Annotated in this window: 39 protein-coding genes and 1 pseudogene; 20 read left to right on the top strand and 20 right to left on the bottom strand. The window is 57.4% G+C overall.

Going from position 1 to position 21,240, the window contains the following annotated elements:
* Positions 1–50 precede the first annotated feature (50 nt).
* A complete protein-coding gene (locus GXB78_RS06585; RefSeq protein WP_329514817.1) occupies positions 51–269 on the bottom strand; it encodes a hypothetical protein in 219 nt (72 codons plus the stop codon).
* Positions 270–608: 339 nt separating this feature from the next.
* On the opposite strand from GXB78_RS06585, the gene GXB78_RS06580 reads away from it, so the two are divergent.
* Positions 609–1,007 carry a hypothetical protein gene (locus GXB78_RS06580; protein WP_329514816.1) on the top strand — a complete coding sequence of 133 codons (399 nt, stop codon included), beginning with the start codon at positions 609–611 and terminating at the stop codon, positions 1,005–1,007.
* 5 nt (positions 1,008–1,012) lie between these two features.
* A complete protein-coding gene (locus GXB78_RS06575; RefSeq protein ID WP_329514815.1) occupies positions 1,013–1,459 on the top strand; it encodes a hypothetical protein in 447 nt (148 codons plus the stop codon).
* Positions 1,460–1,560: 101 nt separating this feature from the next.
* Here the strand turns inward: GXB78_RS06575 and GXB78_RS06570 are convergent, their stop codons facing one another.
* Positions 1,561–3,618 (bottom strand): DNA cytosine methyltransferase, encoded by a 2,058-nt coding sequence (locus GXB78_RS06570; protein WP_329514814.1) that lies wholly within the window; start codon positions 3,616–3,618, stop codon positions 1,561–1,563.
* A gap of 131 nt (positions 3,619–3,749) precedes the next feature.
* On the opposite strand from GXB78_RS06570, the gene GXB78_RS06565 reads away from it, so the two are divergent.
* Entirely contained in the window at positions 3,750–4,334 is a 585-nt protein-coding gene (locus GXB78_RS06565; protein WP_329514813.1) for a hypothetical protein, read from the top strand.
* 94 nt (positions 4,335–4,428) lie between these two features.
* Positions 4,429–4,725, top strand: coding sequence for a hypothetical protein (locus GXB78_RS06560; RefSeq protein ID WP_329514812.1), 297 nt, complete (start codon positions 4,429–4,431; stop codon positions 4,723–4,725).
* On the opposite strand, the gene GXB78_RS06555 is transcribed toward GXB78_RS06560, so the two are convergent.
* The 10 genes from GXB78_RS06555 to GXB78_RS06510 all read right to left on the bottom strand — a co-directional run bounded on the left by GXB78_RS06555 (position 4,679) and on the right by GXB78_RS06510 (position 8,466).
* Positions 4,679–5,086, bottom strand: a complete 408-nt coding sequence (locus tag GXB78_RS06555) for a hypothetical protein (protein ID WP_329514811.1) — start codon at positions 5,084–5,086, stop codon at positions 4,679–4,681. The genes GXB78_RS06560 and GXB78_RS06555 overlap by 47 nt on opposite strands.
* A 75-nt stretch (positions 5,087–5,161) precedes the next feature.
* On the bottom strand, positions 5,162–5,626 hold the full coding sequence (locus tag GXB78_RS06550; protein WP_329514810.1) for a hypothetical protein: 465 nt from the start codon (positions 5,624–5,626) through the stop codon (positions 5,162–5,164).
* The gene (locus GXB78_RS06545) at positions 5,623–5,865 is read right to left on the bottom strand and encodes a hypothetical protein (RefSeq protein WP_090283103.1); all 243 of its coding nucleotides are present in this window, start codon (positions 5,863–5,865) and stop codon (positions 5,623–5,625) included. The genes GXB78_RS06550 and GXB78_RS06545 overlap by 4 nt, the downstream gene beginning before the upstream one ends.
* A 9-nt stretch (positions 5,866–5,874) precedes the next feature.
* On the bottom strand, positions 5,875–6,546 hold the full coding sequence (locus GXB78_RS06540) for a 3'-5' exonuclease (RefSeq protein WP_329514809.1): 672 nt from the start codon (positions 6,544–6,546) through the stop codon (positions 5,875–5,877).
* Positions 6,543–7,409, bottom strand: coding sequence for an ATP-binding protein (locus GXB78_RS06535; RefSeq protein WP_083352042.1), 867 nt, complete (start codon positions 7,407–7,409; stop codon positions 6,543–6,545). The genes GXB78_RS06540 and GXB78_RS06535 overlap by 4 nt, the downstream gene beginning before the upstream one ends.
* Positions 7,410–7,420: 11 nt before the next feature.
* The gene (locus tag GXB78_RS06530) at positions 7,421–7,567 is read right to left on the bottom strand and encodes a hypothetical protein (protein WP_236169851.1); all 147 of its coding nucleotides are present in this window, start codon (positions 7,565–7,567) and stop codon (positions 7,421–7,423) included.
* 119 nt (positions 7,568–7,686) lie between these two features.
* Positions 7,687–7,812: a hypothetical protein gene (locus tag GXB78_RS06525; protein ID WP_329514808.1), complete on the bottom strand. Its 126-nt coding sequence runs from the start codon at positions 7,810–7,812 to the stop codon at positions 7,687–7,689.
* A complete protein-coding gene (locus tag GXB78_RS06520) occupies positions 7,809–8,003 on the bottom strand; it encodes a hypothetical protein (RefSeq protein ID WP_252869377.1) in 195 nt (64 codons plus the stop codon). The genes GXB78_RS06525 and GXB78_RS06520 overlap by 4 nt, the downstream gene beginning before the upstream one ends.
* Positions 8,000–8,233: a hypothetical protein gene (locus GXB78_RS06515; protein ID WP_016773974.1), complete on the bottom strand. Its 234-nt coding sequence runs from the start codon at positions 8,231–8,233 to the stop codon at positions 8,000–8,002. Before GXB78_RS06515 ends, GXB78_RS06520 begins: the two co-directional genes overlap by 4 nt.
* Positions 8,230–8,466 carry a hypothetical protein gene (locus tag GXB78_RS06510; RefSeq protein WP_329514807.1) on the bottom strand — a complete coding sequence of 79 codons (237 nt, stop codon included), beginning with the start codon at positions 8,464–8,466 and terminating at the stop codon, positions 8,230–8,232. Before GXB78_RS06510 ends, GXB78_RS06515 begins: the two co-directional genes overlap by 4 nt.
* 194 nt (positions 8,467–8,660) lie before the next feature.
* On the opposite strand from GXB78_RS06510, the gene GXB78_RS06505 reads away from it, so the two are divergent.
* Positions 8,661–9,011 carry a hypothetical protein gene (locus tag GXB78_RS06505; protein ID WP_329514806.1) on the top strand — a complete coding sequence of 117 codons (351 nt, stop codon included), beginning with the start codon at positions 8,661–8,663 and terminating at the stop codon, positions 9,009–9,011.
* A gap of 242 nt (positions 9,012–9,253) precedes the next feature.
* Here GXB78_RS06505 and GXB78_RS06500 read toward each other — a convergent pair whose 3' ends face one another.
* The 3 genes from GXB78_RS06500 to GXB78_RS06490 are packed head-to-tail and all read right to left on the bottom strand — an operon-like array spanning position 9,254 to position 10,054.
* Complete coding sequence (locus tag GXB78_RS06500) at positions 9,254–9,433, bottom strand: hypothetical protein (protein ID WP_329514805.1); 180 nt, start codon at positions 9,431–9,433, stop codon at positions 9,254–9,256.
* Between the two features lie 60 nt (positions 9,434–9,493).
* Positions 9,494–9,796, bottom strand: a complete 303-nt coding sequence (locus GXB78_RS06495; RefSeq protein ID WP_329514804.1) for a hypothetical protein — start codon at positions 9,794–9,796, stop codon at positions 9,494–9,496.
* A 15-nt stretch (positions 9,797–9,811) separates the two neighbouring features.
* On the bottom strand, positions 9,812–10,054 hold the full coding sequence (locus GXB78_RS06490) for a hypothetical protein (RefSeq protein WP_329514803.1): 243 nt from the start codon (positions 10,052–10,054) through the stop codon (positions 9,812–9,814).
* Between the two features lie 512 nt (positions 10,055–10,566).
* Between GXB78_RS06490 and GXB78_RS06485 the strand changes: the two genes are divergently transcribed.
* Positions 10,567–10,881 (top strand): DUF1654 domain-containing protein, encoded by a 315-nt coding sequence (locus GXB78_RS06485; protein WP_329514802.1) that lies wholly within the window; start codon positions 10,567–10,569, stop codon positions 10,879–10,881.
* Between the two features lie 53 nt (positions 10,882–10,934).
* On the opposite strand, the gene GXB78_RS06480 is transcribed toward GXB78_RS06485, so the two are convergent.
* The 4 genes from GXB78_RS06480 to GXB78_RS06465 form a co-directional block, all read right to left on the bottom strand.
* On the bottom strand, positions 10,935–11,372 hold the full coding sequence (locus GXB78_RS06480) for a DUF6941 family protein (protein WP_329514801.1): 438 nt from the start codon (positions 11,370–11,372) through the stop codon (positions 10,935–10,937).
* Entirely contained in the window at positions 11,369–11,818 is a 450-nt protein-coding gene (locus tag GXB78_RS06475; RefSeq protein WP_329514800.1) for a helix-turn-helix domain-containing protein, read from the bottom strand. Before GXB78_RS06475 ends, GXB78_RS06480 begins: the two co-directional genes overlap by 4 nt.
* The gene (locus GXB78_RS06470; RefSeq protein ID WP_163018890.1) at positions 11,784–12,206 is read right to left on the bottom strand and encodes a hypothetical protein; all 423 of its coding nucleotides are present in this window, start codon (positions 12,204–12,206) and stop codon (positions 11,784–11,786) included. Before GXB78_RS06470 ends, GXB78_RS06475 begins: the two co-directional genes overlap by 35 nt.
* Before the next feature lie 132 nt (positions 12,207–12,338).
* Positions 12,339–13,190: a LexA family transcriptional regulator gene (locus GXB78_RS06465; protein ID WP_329514947.1), complete on the bottom strand. Its 852-nt coding sequence runs from the start codon at positions 13,188–13,190 to the stop codon at positions 12,339–12,341.
* A gap of 83 nt (positions 13,191–13,273) precedes the next feature.
* On the opposite strand from GXB78_RS06465, the gene GXB78_RS06460 reads away from it, so the two are divergent.
* On the top strand, positions 13,274–13,513 hold the full coding sequence (locus GXB78_RS06460; RefSeq protein WP_329514799.1) for a helix-turn-helix domain-containing protein: 240 nt from the start codon (positions 13,274–13,276) through the stop codon (positions 13,511–13,513).
* Here GXB78_RS06460 and GXB78_RS06455 read toward each other — a convergent pair.
* Positions 13,510–13,716 (bottom strand): hypothetical protein, encoded by a 207-nt coding sequence (locus GXB78_RS06455; protein ID WP_329514798.1) that lies wholly within the window; start codon positions 13,714–13,716, stop codon positions 13,510–13,512. The genes GXB78_RS06460 and GXB78_RS06455 overlap by 4 nt on opposite strands.
* A gap of 81 nt (positions 13,717–13,797) precedes the next feature.
* On the opposite strand from GXB78_RS06455, the gene GXB78_RS06450 reads away from it, so the two are divergent.
* The 13 genes and pseudogenes from GXB78_RS06450 (at position 13,798) to GXB78_RS06390 (ending at position 21,202) form a co-directional block, all read left to right on the top strand.
* A complete protein-coding gene (locus tag GXB78_RS06450) occupies positions 13,798–14,223 on the top strand; it encodes a phage regulatory CII family protein (RefSeq protein ID WP_329514797.1) in 426 nt (141 codons plus the stop codon).
* 151 nt (positions 14,224–14,374) lie between these two features.
* Positions 14,375–15,097 carry a Rha family transcriptional regulator gene (locus tag GXB78_RS06445; protein WP_329514946.1) on the top strand — a complete coding sequence of 241 codons (723 nt, stop codon included), beginning with the start codon at positions 14,375–14,377 and terminating at the stop codon, positions 15,095–15,097.
* Position 15,098: 1 nt separating this feature from the next.
* Positions 15,099–16,048: pseudogene (locus GXB78_RS06440) on the top strand (phage replication protein).
* A complete protein-coding gene (locus tag GXB78_RS06435; RefSeq protein WP_329514796.1) occupies positions 16,035–16,832 on the top strand; it encodes a hypothetical protein in 798 nt (265 codons plus the stop codon). The pseudogene GXB78_RS06440 and the gene GXB78_RS06435 overlap by 14 nt, the downstream one beginning before the upstream one ends.
* A complete protein-coding gene (locus GXB78_RS06430) occupies positions 16,829–17,236 on the top strand; it encodes a hypothetical protein (RefSeq protein ID WP_329514795.1) in 408 nt (135 codons plus the stop codon). The genes GXB78_RS06435 and GXB78_RS06430 overlap by 4 nt, the downstream gene beginning before the upstream one ends.
* Positions 17,233–17,637, top strand: coding sequence for a recombination protein NinB (locus GXB78_RS06425; protein WP_242209159.1), 405 nt, complete (start codon positions 17,233–17,235; stop codon positions 17,635–17,637). Before GXB78_RS06430 ends, GXB78_RS06425 begins: the two co-directional genes overlap by 4 nt.
* The gene (locus tag GXB78_RS06420) at positions 17,627–17,905 is read left to right on the top strand and encodes a hypothetical protein (protein ID WP_329514794.1); all 279 of its coding nucleotides are present in this window, start codon (positions 17,627–17,629) and stop codon (positions 17,903–17,905) included. Before GXB78_RS06425 ends, GXB78_RS06420 begins: the two co-directional genes overlap by 11 nt.
* Complete coding sequence (locus GXB78_RS06415) at positions 17,896–18,507, top strand: recombination protein NinG (RefSeq protein WP_329514793.1); 612 nt, start codon at positions 17,896–17,898, stop codon at positions 18,505–18,507. Before GXB78_RS06420 ends, GXB78_RS06415 begins: the two co-directional genes overlap by 10 nt.
* A gap of 259 nt (positions 18,508–18,766) precedes the next feature.
* A complete protein-coding gene (locus GXB78_RS06410; RefSeq protein WP_329514792.1) occupies positions 18,767–19,312 on the top strand; it encodes a hypothetical protein in 546 nt (181 codons plus the stop codon).
* A gap of 131 nt (positions 19,313–19,443) precedes the next feature.
* Positions 19,444–19,815 (top strand): hypothetical protein, encoded by a 372-nt coding sequence (locus GXB78_RS06405; protein WP_329514791.1) that lies wholly within the window; start codon positions 19,444–19,446, stop codon positions 19,813–19,815.
* A gap of 180 nt (positions 19,816–19,995) precedes the next feature.
* Positions 19,996–20,367 (top strand): DUF3450 domain-containing protein, encoded by a 372-nt coding sequence (locus tag GXB78_RS06400; protein WP_056785377.1) that lies wholly within the window; start codon positions 19,996–19,998, stop codon positions 20,365–20,367.
* Entirely contained in the window at positions 20,367–20,705 is a 339-nt protein-coding gene (locus GXB78_RS06395) for a hypothetical protein (protein WP_264365110.1), read from the top strand. Before GXB78_RS06400 ends, GXB78_RS06395 begins: the two co-directional genes overlap by 1 nt.
* Positions 20,702–21,202 carry a DUF2514 domain-containing protein gene (locus tag GXB78_RS06390; protein ID WP_264365111.1) on the top strand — a complete coding sequence of 167 codons (501 nt, stop codon included), beginning with the start codon at positions 20,702–20,704 and terminating at the stop codon, positions 21,200–21,202. Before GXB78_RS06395 ends, GXB78_RS06390 begins: the two co-directional genes overlap by 4 nt.
* Positions 21,203–21,240: the final 38 nt, after the last annotated feature.

Below are 21,240 nucleotides of genomic sequence, written 5' to 3'. Positions count from 1 at the left end.
GGCCCCTTGTAGATGCGGTAGTGGATAGAGAGCGGGGCGATGATCATGGCTCAGCCCTCCGTGCCAATCAGGTAGGAAGGTTCGGTAGCCTCTGCCAGCCACTGACGGAGACAACCGCATTCAGGGTGGGGTGGTTCTTCGTCGACCCACTGCTTATCGAGAAACGCTTCGCTGGTCAGTTCGACATCCCAGTTCGTATATTCAGACGGGTCATCGCCGTTCATTTCTGCCAGTACGCGACGTGCCTCGTCTTCGTCGCGGGCAGCCACCCACTCACATTCGCCGACTTGGAAGCAGAGCGGGAGAGGGTGCGCTGGCTGGGCGCCCTTGAGTTAGAACTCTGGAGCTTGGTTTTCTGCTGGCATAACTTCGTCCTTGCCGCTAAAGCGGCTGACTTTGAAGAATGGTGTTAGAAGGTTTCGCGATCTTGCATTTGGATTGTGTTGGACGGTTCGGATGAGGTTTTTCGTTCAAAAAAAATAAAGATGTCTTCTAAATCGCTTTACGGGTGCAGGCGCGAATCAGGTATCATCTCGAGGTTTTGATGGTAGCCTCTAAGTAAATTCCATGGATGGCTATTCACGTAATATTGAGGAAGCTGGATATATATGTCTTTAAAAAAAACTAGTTTAGATAAGTACAAAGCTTCACTTGTTGAGGCAGGCTGTGAAATTGAAAAAATTTATGATGAAAATGAGCTTGGATTTATCGCTCAGGGACTGAACTATATACTCCGTGTTGATAAAGATGATGACGGTTTTATAGAAATAATTCTTCCATACGAATTGGATGGGGCTTCAGACTTTTCTAAGCGTTATGAGGTGTGCAATCACATCGCAATGACTTATAAGCTTGTAAAGTGTTTCTACGTTGATGAAGGGCTTTTTGTTTCTCTAGAATCATTTGTTAAGAACGCAGAAGACTTTAAGCGAACTTTGGAATATTCATTGCGGAGTTTGAATGTTGCTTATTCAGACGTCGTGACAAAATTTCCTGATGGAGTTTAAAGTGAATGGCCAAGGATGACCCTTATGCCCGGCTCAGCTATTCCACATGTTTTGCTGGTGCCGTCGGATCTTTACTAACCTATGTGGTCGGGAAGTATCCGGATGATGTTTTTTGGGGTGGTGTACTGTATGCGATTCCACCCATAACGTTAGTTGTTTACACTATCACGGATTTCGTCGAATCGCGGGTTAGTGATTGGTGGTCGTCACGAACTGAAAAAGCGGATGTTGATTTTATCCTACAGGAATGCGATAGCATCCTGAAGGATCAAGCAGTTACGAGTAGTGACAGAGAAGAGGTTATAGCAACTCGAAATCATGCTCGGATGAGTATGCTCAAGAATAAAGCAGAGCGTCTGAAAAAACATGCGGTCGCAACTCCACGTGCACAGAATCAAGCTCCTAAACGCAACCGATCCGCTAAAGCCAAGGCAGCACCTGAAAAAGGTTAAGTAGTGTTGTGGCTATTCTACGCTCAGTCCCTTTACTGCTGATCGATGTGCGGCATTATTCCAATTAGCGAATGGAGGAATGCCGCCGGAAAGAGTCGATTTTAAGCGGCTTTAATATCGTGCTCGCGAACGCTCCATGGGTCGTTGGCTCGGGCCAGTGCCGCCATGGGCGGAGGGCTGACGCTGTTGCCGCACATATGCACCTGCTGTGTTTTGGTGAACGGTTTGCCGTCGGCGCCGTGGCTGATGATGTAGTCGGCGGGGAAGCCCTGAGCCTTGTACAGCTCGGCCGGTTGCAGCATCCGCAGACAGATGTCGACGATCACGTAAGGCATGCCCTTGATGGTGACGGTCACCAGTCCCAGCCGATCCTTGGTGGTGATGGTTGGCGCTGGAGCGTCTGCGGCGCTGATGTTCTCGGTGCCGTAGTAGCTGATCAGGAATGCCGCGACCCGCAGCGCGCCGGCCTCAACCTCTGGAGAGAGCTGCAGCTCGACCAGCGAGCTCTTGCCGCCACCGCCTGCTGTGATGGTCGGCGCCGGTTCATCCACGCCCTGGCCAACGCTGGCGCCGAACTGACGTTCCATGAAAGCGGTGACCAGCCCGTGGTGAGTGCCGCCGGCGCTGATGGTGTGCAGCGGATCGGCGGTGTCCCGCGCATCGCAGTTGCCGCGCAGGTGCACCAGGTTCGCCGTCACCAGCTGTTGCTGGCTTCCGGTGTTGGTCACCGTGGTCATCGGATCGTCGACGCTCTTGGCGTCGGTGGTGTTGAACCCGCCGTTCATCTGGGCCATGAATACCGTTGAGATTCCCATGGCGTGGGCGGCGCCGGCGGGACGCTTGTAGTCGCCGCCGCTGGTAATGGTCGGCAGCGGCTCGTCGAGCGCCTTGCCTTCGTCCGCAAACCGGAACTTCACCAGGTGCGCGGCAGCGAGTGCATGTTTCACGCCGCCGGCGACCACAGTGCCGAGGGGCTGGTCAAGGCCCGGCACGCGCGGTTCTTGACCGGCACGCTCTCCGTAGCCTGTTTGAATCAGGGTAGGACTGATAAGCGTCAGCTCGCCGCGATTCGCGCAGGTAACCGTCGGCAGCGGGGCGTGTGGATCGTTTACGCGGTCGCTGCCCTGATGCGTTGCTGGCGCGATGATCGGGCTGGCCATGGCGAACGATCCGCCGCGCGGCCAGGACGTCACGGTGCGCAGCGGTTCATGCGCAGACTGAACGCTTTCCCCCGACCAGTTCGCGATCGGCACGATGAATGGGTCGGCCGCATCGATGACGAACTTCTTCATGCCCTTTGCGATGCGGCGCAGGGTGGCCGGTGCAAGCGGTTTGGGCCGGTCGAAAATGCTTTTGCTCGGGATGGTCCAGTCGATGCACTCGGCGGCGGTGCGCCACTTCTGTTGGCCCTTCGCCGGATTCTTCGCGTGGGTTGGCTCAGGCCACACAATCGGCTGCCCGTCGCAACGGGCGATCATGAACAGGCGCTCGCGGCTGGTCGGCGCGCCGAAGTCGCAGGCCTTGATGACCCTCCATTCGACGGCGTAGCCCAGACGCTGGAGCTCAGCGACGAACACCGCCCACGTTTGCCCTCGGCGCTTCGGGTCAGGTACCAGGAACTGCTGGTGAACCGGGACGACTTCGCCAGGCTCGGCAATGGCGCCGCCCAACTTCATCACCCGGCCGGTGGCCTTGCAGCGCTTGGCGATCAGCGGCCCCCACTGCAGGATCTGTTTCACGTTTTCCAAGCTGATGACGCGAGGTTTCTTCTTGCCGGCCCACTTCAGGCCGATCCATGACAGGTTCCGGATCTCGCGCTTGCGCGGCTGACCGCCGGCGGCCTGGCTGTGATGCGTGCAGTCCGGCGACATGTGGAACCAGCCCACGGCCTTGCCGCCGCATTCGGTGTCAGGATCACCCTCGAACACGTCGGTGGTGTAGTGCACGGCGCCCGGGTGATTCACGGTGTGCATGCTGATTGCTTGCGGGCTGTGGTTCTTCGCGACATTCACCGCGCGGCCAAGGCCCATCTCCAGCCCGGTACCGGCACCGCCGCCACCGCAGAAGAAGTCGACAACGATCTCATCGTCCTGAGTGCTGAAGCCGAGTCCGTATTGAGTTTTGAAATCGAAGGGGTGTTTCTTCTGTTGTGCGGACATAGGGGATCCTCGCCGTTAGCAGTAGCTTCGGCATAAACTGTTGTGGGAAATTGACGGGAGAGGCGCGTGAGTAGGGACTGGGTAATTTGGCTGGGGTGTATCCTGCTTTTTGTAGTGGCGTCGTTTGGGGAATGATCCCGGACAAAAAAAGCTTTATGACGGTTACGAGCGTCCACGATCTGTTCGATATCTTCGGCGCCATTGCAACTATGATCGCTGCTGCCGTAGCGGTGATTGCGCTATCAAACTGGCGCAGTCAATTTCGCCATGCGGCGCGATTCGAATCTTTGAAGGCTCTCAAAGACGCTGCCACGAGGCTGCATACTTTCAGGAAGTATCTGTTAACTGTTCAGGCGCGATGTATTCACCTGATGCAAAGCGGCGGCGTTGAAGATTTAGATTTGAGAGAAACCGAGGAAGAAGCCCGAAAGCAGTGGACCAAGGACCTAGAGGCCTATAACCAGGCTTGGGGGACTGCCGCTGTTTTCTTCACGCCTGATGAAGAGTCAGCATTCAGCGGGCCTGCGCCGGTATTCGTTAAGCGATCGTTAGACGATCCGTTGAGAATAGTAATGGCGTACGCTAACGCTCCTTCGGTCTACGCCCGTCATGAGTATCTTGAGCAGTGCCGCTTGATAACCGACGAGGTTCGACATTTGTATGCTGCAACGGTCTCTGAGCTTGAATGGATGCTGCGCCAAAAGTACAGGCAGTGAAGGCACTCGCTTTCTGTTACCCCGCCGGCTGGCGTGATTCGTAGAAGTGGGGTATTTGTGTTCGGCCCGGCATGGAGCCGGAAGGGGATTCAAATTGAAGCGATTGATGATCGCGCTTGCCGCACTGATACCGATGGCCGCTTCCGCAGAATCGGTGAAGGAAATGTATCCGGGGCCATGGGTCTATGAATTCAACAACGCAGTCACCGGCGCGCTGGTTCAGGCAAAAGTGAAAGGTTGCGGAATTTATCGCTACCGCGTCAGCCGCAGCAGCGACAGCGAATACCTCGTTTACTGCTCTCGGGACAATGAGATCTGGAAGGCCTATATGGTGTGGCCGAACATCAACAAGGTGATGGGGCCATACGAACCTGATCCCGAGCTGCCCTAGTTTCGGGCTTCTCGACTTCGTCGTCAGGCTCTGGCGGATCGTCGGCGAAGGACTTCATGCCGGCCGCTTCAATAGGCCGCGACACCTTTTCAGTAGCGACAAAAGGTGTCGTGACACACTTGAGCATTTGGGCTTGGGTATCGAAGTCAGCGGCGATAAGGTTCATCAGCAGCAGCTGGTAAACCTCCTGCTGGTTGTTGATGCCGTGCGCTGCCATGACCCGCTTGAGGTCAGGCTTGAACACGCCGGCCACCTCAACCGTAAACTTCTCGACGCCCAATACAGCGTCCTTTGCTGCAGCCTTCTCGCGCTTCCTGCGCTGCTTCTTGGCTTCCTCCGTCAGTTCCTTTTCGTCGGCCATGGCCTACCTCTTCAATTCCGCTGGCCGGCAAGTCCAGCCAGGTCTGTCGTTTGCGTTGTTGGGGTCTGGAACGTCTCACGCAGCTACCTTCACCTGATGCCAGGCGCCGGCGGCGTAGAACAGCTTCGCGGCTTCGGCTTCATCCATCGAAACTTCATCCGGAATGGCGATCCAGCCTGACGCGACCAGATGGGCCGGGTTCGCGCTGTTGCGCAGCTCCAGGTAGTAATGCTCGATGGCATCGGTCAGGCGCTCGACCTTGTAGATGCCCTCGGGCGAGATCTCGACTGACTTGATGTACTCGGCGCCGCGCTCGTCGCGACACATGGCGGCGATGTAGATCGTCCAGCGGTAGGAGAAGTCGAATATCGCGTTCGCGATCGCCAGACTGCGGATCTGCCGGCAGCTCTTCCAGTTCGCCATGATCTGGCTGCCGCTGGGATCGATGTTCACCACCGCAACGTGGTTGGTGCGCAGCAGCGCCCGGCAACTGCGTTCGGCCCGGGCGAAACCGTTGTTGGGTTTGCGTTTCGACTTCATAGCGAGTCCGCCATTTTGCGCAGAGCCTTGCGTTCGGCTGCCGATATCGGCTTCGGCCGGCGCTTGAGGACCGTTTCAGGGTCTATTTTCTTCGAGCGGGGCGGTGGCAGCGGATTGCGCGGCGGGCTTTTCAGTTGATCGATCCGCCCGCCGGCGGCCAGGTATTGCGCGATTCGTTCAGCGATCGACTCGGCATCCGGTCGGTGCTGCTCGACGAGGTTGAGGTGGTTGCTGATCATGAGTCACCATCAGCGCGAAAGCGCTTTACGAACGAATGGGTCAAGGTCGGGCTGGTTCAAAAGCCAGCGCCGGTAGTCGCTTGGCAAGTCCGCGAAGGCGGTGCCCTTGTGTTTGCCGAATCCGATGACCGTCGGGATGCGTGCATCCTCGGAAATCTGCCAGAGCTCCTCCCAGTCATTAACCGGCCGGCCAAGCTCAGCAGCGAGTTGATCGAGGATCTTGACCAGCAATAGGCGGCAGTTCTTCACATCGTCGAGCGCGGCGTGGGCATTGCGGAGCAGGCCGGTCGCTTCGGCGCGGTAGTGCAGGTAGATCATCGCCGACTGGGTGTGACTGCCCGCGTTCGGCCACAGCTTCGAGCTCAGGGCCTGGGTGCAAATTCGCTTTACATCCGGTTCGCCAATCACGCGCCAGTCGTAGTCGACGTTGTGCCCGATCAGGTAGACGACGTCGCTGGGCAGGGCAAAATCGGTGTGTGGCAGGCAGTCAGCCAGTTCCTCATCGAGAATGTGGCTGGTGGCGAGCGCGCTCAGCTCAATCGGCTTGCCCGGCTTGTAGCGGTGCAGGAAAGAGTCAGTCACCGCGAGACTGCTGACGCCGCTCAGTTTCAGCCAGGCCGCCTCGACCAGATGCGGATCGTTCAAGCCGGTTGTTTCGCTATCAAAGATGTATGCGGTCATGCTGATTGCCTTTGTGGGGAGAGTTCGTTTTTGCGCTTGTCTTTGGCGGCCACGACCTGCTGAACGAGATCGTCAAAGCCGACGGCGATGGCTTTGGCCGCGTTGAATGCCGACTGCAGCGAGGCCATGTCCTTGGCTGTGGCGATATCGGCCAGTGCATCCACCAGCAGCTCCTTGGCGCGCTCCTCAGGGCTTACACCCGAGTTCAGCCACGCCAGCAATCGCCGGCCGGTCTCTTCGGTGATCAGTTCAGGCTCCTCGAACAACTTTGTTCGATCCTTGCTCGCCATGGCAGTGTGCCCGTCGTGAGTGAGGTCCAGCACGACGGTGAACTCGTAATCGGTGCCGTCTCGCTGCTCAGACTTCATGCCCAGCTTGAGAATCTTCTTCCCTTCGCCTTGCACGGTTTCCGTTTTGCTCCGCATGGTGCAGATGATGTGCAACGAGCTGGTCAGGATCTTGTCGGTCAGCCGCCGGTGGCGCGGCGTTGTCTCGTTCCAGGCCGCCCAGGTGTTGCCCTTGAATTTCTGGTGGGCAAGCTTCTCGTTCGATTCAAGGCATCCGCCGGAGCCTGTCCACTCATGGGAATAGCTGTCGATGATCAGCACGCTGTAACCGGCCTGCTCGGCAGCGGTGATGGCGTCGACATATCGTTCAGGCGAGTAGGGCGCGTGCAATTCCAGTGTGTCGAAGTCCGCGATATCCGCGTACAGCGAGGCGCTGCCATGCTCCGTATCGATCACTGCGATTCGGCCGCCGAGCCCCTGTGCGAGCAGGAGAGCGGAGTAGGTTTTGCCTGAACCAGATGGCCCAGCAAGTGCCAGCCGTAGCTTGGCCTGCTTGCGTTCGGCTTTCTTGAACATTGCGAGTTTCCTCAGTTCGGTTGGTTGTCCCACTGCTGTTCGATGCGGCGGGCTTCGTCTTCGTACTCTTTGCGCTGCTCGCCGCTGAACTGCTCGGGCGAGAAGGCGCCGACCGTCACCCAGTCGAGCTGGGCGGCCAAGCGGGGGGAGCTGTTCATGGGGACCTACTGTGTGATGCGATCGGCAAGGGCGCTGAGCAGCATCAGGAAGGTGAACACGCCAATGGCGGAGAACGATCCGCGCCGAATCAGGATGCGGCGGGCCATCTGCCGGCCGGTCATCGGAACACCTGGTAGGTGGTCGAGCGCGGCACTTGGCAAGTGCCCGAGCCGTCTTTCACGATGCCGTAGGCGCCGGCACCGGCAATCAAGATCACAACGAGAAACCAGTACAAGAGATTCATGGCCGAGCCCTCACCGCGATGCGTCCGCCTTTCATGGTCACCGACAGGCGCTGCGGGAGGCTGTCGACCAGATCCTCTCGCTTTCGGCCGATCACTTCATTGAAGGGCAGGCCGAAGCCAAGAATCGCAATGCGGCGCTCGATATCCTCGAGCTGCTCATCGGCCAGCGTTTTCACCAGAGGGGTTGTCATGCTGCAGCTCCTTGCGAGACGGAGGCGTTGTAGGAGGCGTAAATCTGGTCGATGCGTGCGCGGTAGTGACGATGCTCGTTGTCGTCAATGGCACGAAGCATGAAGGCCAGGGTGATGCAGGATGTCGCGGCGGCGCTGGCGTTGGGCTTGCCGAGGTCGCGGATCATGTTGCTGATCTCGCCCTCGATCCAGGTCACCGCCGTTTGATGGTCGCGCTGCTGGATGTTCATTTGAGCCCCCAGAATTCGCCGTAGGCGACCACCGCTGCCGCGACTCGCTTGGCCCGCGCCTTGCGGTCGACCAACTCTTGAGCTGCCATCAGCGCCTGACGCTGTGTGCGTTCTCGCTCAGCGGCTTCGTAGTCGTGAAAGTCTTCAACCTTTGGCGCTTTAGGGCGCCCCCATTCATCAAAGCGCCGATCCCACTCTCGGGCCTGCGCACTGTCTGCATAGCTGGTTGCCATGGTCGCCTCCGTGGTGGCGGGTGTTGATCCAACAAAACTCGGATGCACTCAGCCGCTCCGCTGGTTGCCGTTGGGCGCGGAGGGGAGTGCATTCGGGTGGTGTCGGGGAAGGGTGACTAAATCGCTAAGGAACCAGCGAGCTTGGCCGATACGTCTTGGCATTAATGCCAAATAATTGAGATCTGGAGATCTGAATGTTTCTGAGTAAAGTTCGCAGTGCTACAGCCATCGCGGTGATTGCCCTCGCTTATGCTGTCCCAGCTTCGGCTACCACCGACGTTGTCACAGACCACAACACTGCGGTTACGGCTGTCGCATCCACCCAGGCGTGCGCAAAGAAACATCCAGAAGCAGGTATCACTTTAGAAAAATTCCTGACTGAGCAGAAAGAGGGCATGACTGACGAGATGGCGAAACACATCCGTGATGTTGCTACAAATCCTAGGTACGAAATGGAAGTGAAGCAGTCGATGGAATTCTTCAATTCCAAAGGCGGCCAGAGCTTGCTGGACAGCCTTTGTGGCGGGTTCATCACCGCGAAGTAAGTAACTCGCTTGCTCACTTCGCTGTGAGCCATGCCTGATGCATGTCGGCGGTTACAGGCCGCTGTCTTTCCGCATCGGGGTGTGATCTGGCCGGGGCTCAACCGGCATTCGGCGGAAGGGATAGCCCTGAAGGCGACCGGTTGGCACATCCGCTGCCCGAGACTTAGCCTCAGATCACACCCCGATGCGCTCTCATAGAGAGGATCGGGCAGTTAACGACAGGCTGTCGTGGCGCTGGTTGTTCAGAAGTCGTATGGAGGTTTTTCGCCGATGCGCTTCAGCTTTTCTTGCTGGAATGCCTCGGCGATTTCGAATGCATGCGAGGCGATATCCTCAGGCGTGAACGGAGTACCGCGAGCCAGAAGGCCGGCCAATGCAACTGTTGCAAGTGCTTCAGCGTCTTCATATTCGTTACGAGTCATGCTTATTCTCCGGGTTGATTTCCCGTCTGGCCCTGTCGCCAAGGCCAGCCAGTGAAATCTTCATGCCGCGAATAATTCTTGCTGGCAGGGTTCCGCCGCTTGATATGCCAGCGCCCAGTACGGCAGCGGTCGTTCGAGCGTCTTCAGAAGTTCGGTGTCATCCCAATCCAGCCGAACCGTGGGGATGACATTTCCCCGGTCACGCCAGTTCTTCATGATGGCTATCAATTGAGGGCCGCAGACACATGGGCCAAGCAGCCTATCCAGCTCTGAATCGCTCAGATCAATAGCCAGATGGCTGTGAAGAACGCCAAGGCTCGCATCAATCAACTGTTGCTCTCGCTGCTCACGTGTAACTTGCATTGTCCTGCCCTCGTTTCATGCAACCTTTTCGAGAACTTCCCGGCTGAAGGCCTGGATGTTCATGTGCGTCCTTACCGTCATCGCCTGGCGCTGATTGATGTGGCTGCGCATCGCAAGGTCTGCCATGTCGGCAGGATCAGCCTCAAGCGCTGCGATCGCCTCATCAACGCCGCCGAACCACTTTTCCAGAAGCCTTGCGCAGGCAGCGGCGGCTTCGTTGACTACCTCATCACTTGCTTCAAACGCTAAATTGCTCATCGTCTTTCTCCGTTGATCTCCAATGCCGCCTCATCGAAGCGGCATCAGTAAATCTTTGGTCTTTCTCCGCACCCGCTTACCAGGTCATTCACTCAGTTCGGTCAACACCTCGTCCGCCGTCGCAGTGGGCTGCGCGTGGGCAGGCTTTCGGGCCTGTCGGATCGCCGGTCGCCGGTAGAGGCAAGTGCGGTTTTGTTCATCGGTTTACTGACCTCCCACCGATGGAGCCGGGAGTGACCTAACCGGACTGGCCGGGTAGTCGTTCATGGCGCTGGCTGTTAAAGAGCGGCGGGTCTGTTGAGGCCCTGTCGAGCCGCTGTTTCGCTGCTCGATGGAGCAAATATGAACTACTGGTTCACATTGCGTCAAGTACCAAAAGTACATAAATTTTATCTGGTTAATTTTTAGGTTCAGAAATTGGCGGTCGGAATGGGATTTACGCTGAACCGAAGGTTCGCTATGCTCGCGCTCGACTACTGGATGCATGTACAGCCTTTGATAAGGAGGTGTTTATGGCGCGGCAGAGCAAAAAGAACGACTCAGGAATCACACCAATGAACCCGATGGAGCGGCTTGTGCTGCGCGTGTCGTCGATGATCAATCACCCGATCGCCCAAGAGCGACGCGAAGTGAGGATCCATCGGCTTGATACGGACGGGGAGAGGGAGTGGTCGGAAATACTGGGCGCATTATCCGAAGCTGACGGCATTGCCATGACGCGACATGATGAAGACGAGTCCTTCACGCTGCGCTGGGAACCTTCATCAGAAGAGGAGCGAATGGTGCTGGTGGAAGAAGAGCCGCTGATGGAAGCGGCGCCTTTCTAAAAGACACAAAAAAGCCCGCACGGATGGCGGGCTTCCTACAGCAGCATCTAACCCTAGATAATCTGAAGTCCTTCAGGAGCCTTCGATATTTGAAGGCCTGCGCATTCGATTTCCTCGCCATCAGCCACAATACTGACTTTGATCTTCGTGGGCGCTGCCAGGTGGAGTGGAGAAAGCACAATCATAGCTTTAGCCTCAAAGCCTTTCGGGTCGTCTATCAATCCAGCCCCCTGCTGGCGCATTTGCTCTATCTGGCCTGCATCGAGCGCCATTTCAAAAATGACATTCTCGTCCATAATTCCTCTGAAGCTTACGGACTGGAGGGGTCTATCTTTCGAGGTGCTCACAGTTAAAACAGCACAGAGCTTGGGAAGTACTGCCGGAAATTCTGGGAGATACATCAAATTCCCAAAAATCCCCATGAGGGAGATCTTGCCATTAATCTCATTTCTAATGTCGTCGCAGAAAATAGAATAGGCAAACCGGGTCATTTTTTAGCCTTCGCTTGGTAAATTTTTTCTTGCAGATCAAGCATTTCGTCAAGCTCATCAGCTGAGACTCCGAGAACCTCACGAAGCCTCTTGCATGTTGAGCGCTGTAGATCAACGTTCCCTTTTTCTATGCGCGCTACTTGAGCTTGGGTAGTACCCAGCAGCTCGGCGAGCTGGGTCTGATTTAGACCTTTCTTCAGTCGCAGTCTTCTGACTGTTTTGCCTTCGTCCCCCAGAACATCATCAGCCAGCCACGCACGAGCGCTGGCTACACCTTCTTTGTGCTCTGGGCTGTTCTCAAGCCGCGCCATAAGACGCGAAAAAGCAGTGTTTTTCTGGGCGAGTGGTGCTGGAAGAACCGAGGCCTCAAATTTCAGCACAACCCCTGCACCGGCCGTGCCCCATGTTTCTTCACCAGCCCTCTGCTTCAAGCTTCCGATAGGCATCAAGGACGCGGTGTGTAACAGGGTGGTTCGGATCATAGTCAAATGCTCTCTCAACGACAGCTAACACAAAATACAGATCTTTTGAGGGGATGAACGCGTAGATAATCCGGTACTCAAATCCTTCTCTGGACAGCTCGAAATCTCTCAGCCTCCAAATGTTCTTCCCCGTTCTATAAAGGGAATAAACCTTTGATACGCTGAATGTCGCACCCTTGTCAGGTGAATGCGGCTTGCCGCCATACCCGTCCCAAGATAGCCTTTCCAGCAAATCCTGATTGCACTCCAGCTCTTGCAGGAATACACCCAACCGATAGGCTGCAGGCGGATCTGCTTCAAGAATCTTTCCGAGATCATCGGTGGCGTCATCGCCTACTATTAGCTCGTACAATATATCTTCTCAGGTATATTCCCGCAAGGCGAGATGCCATTGATAACTACAAGCCGGATGTGTGTTGTCTTCCATGAACGAACAATTCGTAAGGGCCTACGCAGTCCTCGGCGCATTGGGAGCGTCACCTTTTCAGAGCAAATGAGCGTTCCAAACGAGCAGGACGCGAGCCTGGATATAGGTCTCGTCAGCAAAGATGTCTTCAGCTTTGTGTTTTCGATTGTCTGAAATCATCTTGTATTTGTCCTTCCCCTTCATCTGCAGGCGCTTGATGTACTGAAAGCCCTGATACGAGAAGAAGTAAATTCCATCGCCGATGAAATCCTTGATGCTGATGTCCACCAGCAGCGGGTCGCCGTGCTTGATCGTCGGCGCCATCGACTGACCCCAACCGGTGATCATTTTCAGGTGAAAGTGCTCTTTGAACTCGACTCCCATCGCGCGCAGCTGGGAAGGGCTAACGCGCACATCCTGTAGCAGCTCGGGGTAGTCATGATTGACCTCTCCGCCCCCCATCGCACCGCGAATGTCATAGTGGGCTATCCACACCTCATCGCCGACCTTGCCGGGCCGATAGGCATCGCTTACCAGCACTTCAACAGTTCCCTCTGCCTCGTTGCCCTCAGCGACAGCCAGCAGCTTCTGGAGGCGGTCTTCGCCCAATGATTTGCCGGCGAGCATTTGGCGGAGCTTGTCAGCGGCAGTCGAGGATTCACCATCACTCCTATCGACCAGCGGCCCGGGTCCTTCGCCCGAACCATGTTGCAGCCATTCGATCTTGACGCCGAGGTTTTCGGCAATCGCCTGCATTTTTGCTGCGCCAGGTATCGACTCCCCATTGAGCCATTTGCTGGCAGCCTTCGGGGTGACTTTTGTCATTTCCGCCAAGCGAGCGCCCGCTCCCCATTGATCAATGCCCTTCTCGGCAAGTGATTTTTTGAGGCGGGAGGCAAACGCGGCGCGAATCTCTTCTATTTGAACCATAGGTTCAATATCGCATGGCCTTGCATGTACTTTCAGTTCCGACATAACATGTACTGCAAGTTCATAATTAGCCCGGAGGCCACATGAGCCCGCTTAAAAAATCGATTGATGACGCCGGCGGCGTTCCGGTGGTTGCCTTGGCGTGCGGAAAGTCTCCACGCGCCATTTATAAGTGGCTGACTGCCGACAGCCTGCCGCGCACCGAATACACCGGCGAGACGCGTTACGCGGAAAGGATCGCTGCGCTGGCAGAGGCAAATGGCAAGCCGTTCGACGCGTCTTGGCTGCTCCTGGAAGCGAAGCCGAATAAGACCGCCGCTTAACTCCGCTTCGAGCTGAGCGAGATCGTCGCTTGCTCGAAGCCCCGAAGGGCATCCCGCCCAAGCTGGGTGCGCAACAGATCGGCCTTCGATTCAAACGCAGGCCAAAGCCTGAGCTGAGAAGACAAGGGCAGGGTGGATGCCAAGGCAGCCATAAAGCAGCAAAGGGCGGTTATCTCGCCTTGCAGTTCTGAAAAGTCGGTCATGGATGCGTCCCTGATCAGTTGATGAACAGATGATCGCGTCATTGATGGCGCAACGCCACGTAACAATTTGTGAGGTGTGACATGCAGGAATTGATGAGTGCGATCTACGACGTGGTGGACACCCACGGTGCAAGCAAGATCGCCGAAGGCGCCGACTTCACCAGCCGCACGCTGCTGTCGCAGAAGGCCAACCCGAATTACGACAGCCACAAGATGAACGTGGAAGAGCTGCATCGCGTGATGAAGTTCACCCAGGACTTCCGGCCGCTCAAGGCCTGGGCTGAGTCCTTCGGTTTCGACCTAGTCCCGAAGGAGAGGCCGGAAGGGATCAACCTCAACGCCGCTCTGCTTCGACTGCATGCCGACCTTGCCGACGTTACCCGGCTTGCGTTCGATGCGCAGGCTGATGGTCGAGTCTGCTCGGTTGAGAAAACGAGCCTGCTCAAGGAGGCTGAGGAAGTAATCGTCAGCCTAGAAGTGTTCAAGCAGTCCGTGAAGGCAGCCTGAATTTCAGACACAAAAAAGCCGACGTACGAGGTCGGCTTTTTCAACAGCGGTAAAACAAGTGGAGCTGATTATGCACGCACAGCCACAACAGGACAATACCGGACGTGTCGCGACACGTTTTTCCAATTCTGAAAACGTGTCGCGTACCACGATGTCCTCCCGCGAGATCGCTAACGTCACTGGCAAGCGACACGCCAACGTGAAGCGCGACATTGCTGCGATGCTGAAAGAACTGAAATTAGATGTACTCAGTTTTGAGCACATCTATCTAGACGGTCAAAACCGGGAGCAGGTCGAATACATGCTCGACCGCGAACACACCGACTGCCTGCTGACCGGCTACAGCGCCCCGATGCGCATGAAGGTGATTCGCCGTTGGCGGGAGCTGGAGCAGCAGCAGGGCGCCCGCGAGCAGGTTCTGCTCAATGGCACCAAGGTCGTTGGCGAGATCGCCATCATGGAGTGCTTTACGCGCCTGCTGAAGCCGGCTCCATCCTGCCAGATGGCCATGCTCACGAAGATCGCTGAGAACAACGGGCTCGATCCGAAGTTCCTACCTGGCTACGCCGTCGACGCCGCGCCAGATGCTACCGGCGGATCCTCTATGCCCACCAAGTCAGCCACAGCCTTGCTGAAAGACAGTGGCATTCGCGTTTCACCCGCTGCGTTCAACCGCGTACTGGAAGCCAAGGGCTTTCTGAAGCAGCTCCAGCGCAAGAACTCCAAACAGGAAATGGTTCCGTTCTGGACGGTGACCGAGAAGGGCATGGCCTACGGCAAGAACCTGACCAACCCCCAATCCCCACGCGAGACGCAGCCTCATTGGTACGTGGATCGCTTCCCTGAATTGGCCAAACTGGTCGGGAAGGCTTGATATGCAATTCACCGTCACGATCAATCAGGTGAAGGCGTTGGAGTGGGGGCTGAACTCTCAGCAGGCACTACTGTTCGCCTTCGTCTACGGCTGCCCGAGCTGGACCAAGCCAATCAAGACTGACGACGGGATCTTCTTCGCGCTAAGCAAGGCCAAGATCATCGAGGAGCTGCCGCTGCTCACTGACAAGCCAGACACTGCTTACCGCATGCTGAAGGCCCTGGAAGAGGCCGGGTTGATTGAGCTTTCCAGCACTTCGAACATCACGCTGTTCCGCCTGACCGAGAAGGCGATCGAGTGGAACCGGAAGCTCGACGGGTCGGAAAAATATCCGACCCCGCCGGAGAACGAAGGTCGGAAAAAAATCCGATCTACCTCGGAAAAAAATCCGAGCAAGGGTCGGAAAAAACTCCGACAAATCAGGATACCAATCATCAGGGTACCAATCAGGATACCAGTCAGGACTTGCAAGGCAGCCCGGACAAGCCGGTCCGCAATCTGGTCCTTGTGGTTGATCGCACCGATGCGCCACGGGTTGAGATTCCCGCTGACATGCCGGGCCCGAAAGATCAGTCCTGCAAAACCTTCAAGGTCTGGGCGAACTACGCCATGGCCTACCGCAAGCGCTACAGCACTTGGCCCGTGTGGAACGCCAAGGTCGGTGGCCAACTCGGTCAACTGGTCGACCGCCTCGGCGCCGATGTCGCTCATCACGTCGCTGCCCACTTCCTGAAAACCAGCGATGCCGCCGTTCTCCGCAAGTGTCACAGCCTCAACGAACTGTTGGCCAATGCCGAGAGCTACCACACCCAGTGGGTGACCGGGCAGCGCATCAACGGAACAACCGCGCGCCAGATGGAACGCACCGAAGCGAACGTCTCCGCCGCGGAGCAGGCCGCGCAAATGGTCTTGGCCAAGCGCCAAGCGGGAGAGCGCAATGAGTACCTTTGAAATGAACGACCAGCAAGTTGCCGGGCTCGCTGCTGCGATCTGCGCCACCGCCGAGGCCATGGGTCAGGAAATGAACCCAGGCACCGCGGCGATCATGGCCGAAGACCTCTGTGCTTACCCGGTGCCGGTCGTGAAAGCCGCACTGAAGGCCTGCCGCTTTGAAGTGAGAGGCAAGTTGGCAATGGCTGACATTCTTCAGCGCGTTCAGATTGCCGACGGCCGGCCGGGAAAGGACGAAGCCTGGGCGATCGCGATGACCACCAACGATGAATTCGAAACCGTGGTGCTGACCGACGAGATCCAGCTCGCACTCGCAGCGGCGAAACCTGTCCTCGATGCCGGCGACAAGGTCGGTGCGCGCATGGCGTTCAATAGCGCCTACGAGCGTTTGGTCGGTCAGGCGCGGGAGGACAACAAGCATGTCAATTGGCATGTGTCCGTCGGCTTCGACGCCAGCCGCCGCACTCAGGCGATCACCAAAGCCGTGCAGATGCAGCGAATCCCTCAGGAGCGCGCTCAGCAGTACCTGGCCGACTTGAGTGTCGTGCCGGTCACAGAAGACGGTCGGGCCGTCGTAGCGCTGCTCACCGGTGAGGTTGCGCGGCCTTCGCCAAAGCTGCGCGAGAGGCTCGCCGCGGTGAAGCATTCGATGCTTTCCATGCGCCAAGTATCAGCCGAGGAAAAAACAGAAATTCGAATTCAGGCAGCCAATGAGCTGGCGGATCGCCGGGCGCTGCTCATTCAGCAGGCCGAACAATTGGAAGCAAGGAGTGCGGCTCAATGAGCATCGATAAACAAAAGCTCCAGCAGCTGCTGTGGGCCGAGGCGGCGTCATTCCGTGCCGACTGCGCAGACTGGAAGCGCAACACCGAGGCGCTGCAGGAATTCCTCGGGGAGAAGACCGTGGAGGAGGTGGCGCTGGAGCTGCTGGCTGACGCGGAGGTGATTCGCAAGGATCTCGAATCGCACAAACGCATGCTTCTGGCGGCCGTTTGCGACCTTGGCGCGATTGGCCAAGCGCTCAAGTCCGATATGGACGCCGACGGCGATGAGTTGCTCGGCATGGTCATCGACCTGAAAGCACAAAACACCCGAATGCTAGGGTGGCTCGAGGACATCAGCCGCACATCTGGCGACAAAGGTGCCGTCATGGGTGCGCGCCAATTGCTCAAGGAGTTCGCGCAATGACCGAATTCCCAATCCGCAGCCAGCGCGATATCAGCCGCCTCATGGGCGTCCTGCATGCAACCGACTTCACCAAACCGAAGATCGTGGTCATCAAGGACGAGAAGCGCCCGGACGTCTGCAACCGCAAGATGTGGGCAATGCTCAAGGACGTATCAGAGCAGGTGGTCTGGCACGGCAAGAAGCTGACCAGTGAGGACTGGAAGTGCCTTTTCAGTGCCTCGCTGGAGAAGCAACGCGCGGAGCCCGGCCTCGACGGTGGCTTCGTGGTGATGGCCGTGTCCACCCGCAAGCAGTCGCAGAAGTGGTTCAGCGATCTGTTCGAGCTGATGCATGCCTTCGGCGCCGAGCATGACGTGAAGTGGAGCGCTACTGATCACTGGGACGGCCGCTATGACCAATAACTTCAAGCAGGGCGATCTGGCTCTGACGCTGATCAGTCTTCCCGCTGCTCCCGCTGGCTCAGTAGTGCAACTCAATGAGCGCGTGATGGCGAACCAGATCTTCGAAATCAAGGGGGTCGGGACGTTCCTTTCGAAGGATACCGGTTGGCTGTGCTCTCACGGAGGGCAGCCTCACATTCTCGCTTACGCTGACAAGAGCCTCATGCCTTTGCGTGGCGACTTCGAGCCCGAGCAGCAGAAAGCCAAGGAGGCTGAACCATGCGCGTAGCCCTCAACGAGAGGAAGGCTGCGAAGCCGAAGAAGTGCAAGAACCCAGCGTGCGGGGACTCATTCGTCCCGCAGCGCCTCGGGCAGGCGGTGTGCGGATACAAGTGCGGTCTGGCCATCAAAGACGTCAATCAGGCAAAGGCCGGCAAAGCGTTGGCCCAAGTTGGTCGCCGCGAGATCCAGGTGCGCAAGGAGAAGCTTAAGAGCAGGGCGGATCACCTGCGCGAGGCCCAGACGGCCGTGAACGAGTACGTCCGCCTGCGGGACGCGCAACTGCCATGCATCAGCTGCGATTCGATGCCAAACGACAATGACCTGATGACGGGCAGCCGTTGGGACGCTGGCCACTACCGATCCGTCGGCGCCTGTCCTGAGCTTCGTTTCGAGCCGCTGAACATCCACCGCCAGTGCGTGAAGTGCAACCGCAACCTGTCCGGCAACGCGGTGGAGTACCGCATTCGGTTGGTGCAGCGCATCGGCGCCGAAACCGTGACTTGGTTGGAGGGGCCGCATGAGCCCCGCAAGTACACCGTCGAAGAAATCAAAACCATCAAGGCCGAATACCGGGCCAAGACCCGCGAACTGAAGAGGGCAGCAGCATGACGCAAGTTGCGCAAATTACCGGCGGCGCCAGCAGACCCTCGAAGGGCTGGCTAAAGCCGATGTTTCCCATAACCGGCAAAGCACATTACTTCAACCAAGAGAGGGCGTACACAGCCGTCACCGCTCATGGTCGCGCTTATTTCTGGCGGTCGCTCTGCGGGATCGACACTGTGAGCACGGACAAGATGCCAATGTTCGAACCAGGTAACTGGGATCGCTGCAAAAAGTGCGGACATAAACTGGCTCGGAGGGCCGCAGCATGACCTATCGCAACGTGATTTCTGCCGTGGTCCGCGCGCTGGCCGCTGAGACAATCAGCTCTGCTGGGGGCTGCGATTTTGAGCCGCGGGTGCAGTGCGCCAAGCAGAAAGGGGAGATCGTTGGCAAAGAAGCCGCGCTGCTCCAAGACTGCTGGGTGTTCGGCCGTCTGCACAAGTCGCTCACGCCTTCGCACTGGCGCGCGCTGGTAGCGAAGTACTCTACGCACGAAGAGCGCAAGCACGGCGCGATCCTCGAGCTGCTGAGTTCTGTGAAATCGCCGGCACCGCAACGGTTCCGTGAGTGCGCAGTGCTGACCTGGGCAATTCCGCAGGTTGGTGGCGCCGAGGGGAAACGCTCCTCCGCGGTTTTGCCTGCGGCTTGGTACGACATCACCAACTGGGACAACGACGGCAAGCCTGAGTCGACTCGCTATCGGTGGCGTTCGTCGATCCGCAAATCGCTCGACGATCAGGTTAACGAAGCACTGACAGTAGCGCAGGAGTTGCTTGATGCTGAGGGGTTGATCGAAAGTTGCGCGGCCTAGCAAAAAGCCATTGCAATGAGTGAGAAAGTGAGAGAGTATTTATCCATCCTGTCGATCTTGCGCGTTAGGGATTGACACATAAAACCCAGCTAATGAGCTGGGTTTTTCGTATTCGATCTGCGGAGTTTTACATGGAAGTTTGGGAGTTAATCAGGCGTCTCTTGGCTGGCGCTACGGGCGGCAACCAGTCCCACATGCCAGGGCTGATCGGCACCACATATTACTGGGACTTGAAAAGATCCGGTTGTGAGTTGAACCAGAGCTTTAATGAGATTTCGGATGCTGCCGAGTTGTTCGCTGAAGAAATGCAGGAGGCTGATCTAATTCGCCCCGCCGGTGTGCGAGGTGGCGCAATTGCGATTTTAGGCGCTATGGAGCGCACCGCCTTCGGAGAGGAGCTGTATCAGGCGCTTTGCCGTAGGGAAGTCCTCGTCAAATTTGAGCATGGTGATGTGCCAATTGATATCAAGTCGATTCAGGAAGCCCTGTTGCAAGTCGATTGAGTTTTAGAAGTCCCGACCGTTGAGTCGGGATTTTTGCTTTAAACACTTCTTTGAGCCTCGGCATTTGCCGGGGCTTTTTAGTTTTCGGCTCCCCACACCCATTGCCCCGAGCTGGGAGTGCAGCGGACGCCGACCTATTCGCCCTGACCTGATAGGTCAGCTTTTCATGATGGAGTTGCGATGGATCCTACTGACCTCGGCCCAGGCACAGCTACCTGGCTGGGCGGTACGGGAACCGTGTTGCTGGCCGGCTTCCTTTGGCTGCGTAAATTCCTCTCGAAGGATGCTGCTGACAGGGCGATGGATAACGCCGACATCTTCACGCTTCGCCGGCTGAATGAGCTTCTGGACTCCGAGCGTGTTGCGCGGAAGGAAGCTGAAGCCCGCGCTGACCAGTTCGCCAAAGAACGCAACGAGCTTGCCGCAGCAGTAGGGCGGATGGAGGGGAAGATCGAAGCCCTCACCAGTCAAGTCGCACAGCTCACCGCCACGGTTACCTCGCAGAGCGAAGAGATCGCCCGACTGCGTACCAAGCTGGGAGGCATCAACTGATGGACAGATGCGCTATGGAATTCATTGCTCGCCGCTGGTGGCGTCGGGCAGAGGTGTGGGTGATCGCCGCGCTGCTGCTCGCCGGCGGCCTGATTCTCGGCTACCAAGCCGGCGTCTGGTCCGCAAGCAGTGAGCACACCAAGCAGCTCACCGAAGTGCGCCGCGCTTATGACGCTGCACTGGGTAAGCGTGACGTCCGGCTGAATAGCCTCGCCGAGAAGACACAAGACGCCGCAGTGAAGGTGCAAGAGGCCTCGCACTCAGTCGTCCAGGCCGCTGACACCGCGAGCAAGGCGGCGGAGAAGGTCAACGAAGCCGTCGAACGGCAGACGCCATGAGCGCCTTGCTGAAGTTGGTCCCTGCATGGTTGTGGGTGGTGCTGGCAGCGCTCGCAGCCGTCGGTTATCTGTCACTGCGACTGGATAGCGTGAAGGACGATCGCGCAGCAATTACCGCCCAGTTCGATACCGCCAACGCCCGGGTGGATTCGCTCACCAACACGCTCCGCATTCAGCGCGAGATCACCAATGATATCAACCGAGTCTCCGACGATGCGAAAGCCAAGACTGAGCATGTTTCGGCCGCCGTTGTTGTTGCTGATAACCGGGCTCGCAGCCTGCAGCAGCAAATCACCGATCTCCTCGCCAAGCGAAAGTCTTGTGCTGCCGAGGTTGCCAGCGGAAGCCAGGCAAGAGCCGACCTTGCCGTTCTGCTCGCCGACCTGCGTAGAAGCGCTGACGAAGAGGCGGGAAGACTGGCAGAAGCGCTTGATCGAAGCCGAATAGCTGGCTTTGCGTGTGAGGCTGCATACGCTGCTGCACAGAAGAGCAAGTAGGTCGCGACACGTTTCGCGAGAGTGCAAATTGTGTCACG

The sequence above is a fragment of the Pseudomonas moraviensis subsp. stanleyae genome, from assembly GCF_036283065.1.
Taxonomy (GTDB): Bacteria; Pseudomonadota; Gammaproteobacteria; order Pseudomonadales; family Pseudomonadaceae; genus Aquipseudomonas; species Aquipseudomonas stanleyae.
The sequence above is the reverse complement of the archived record's forward strand: the minus strand, read 5'-3'. Positions and strand labels throughout refer to the sequence as shown.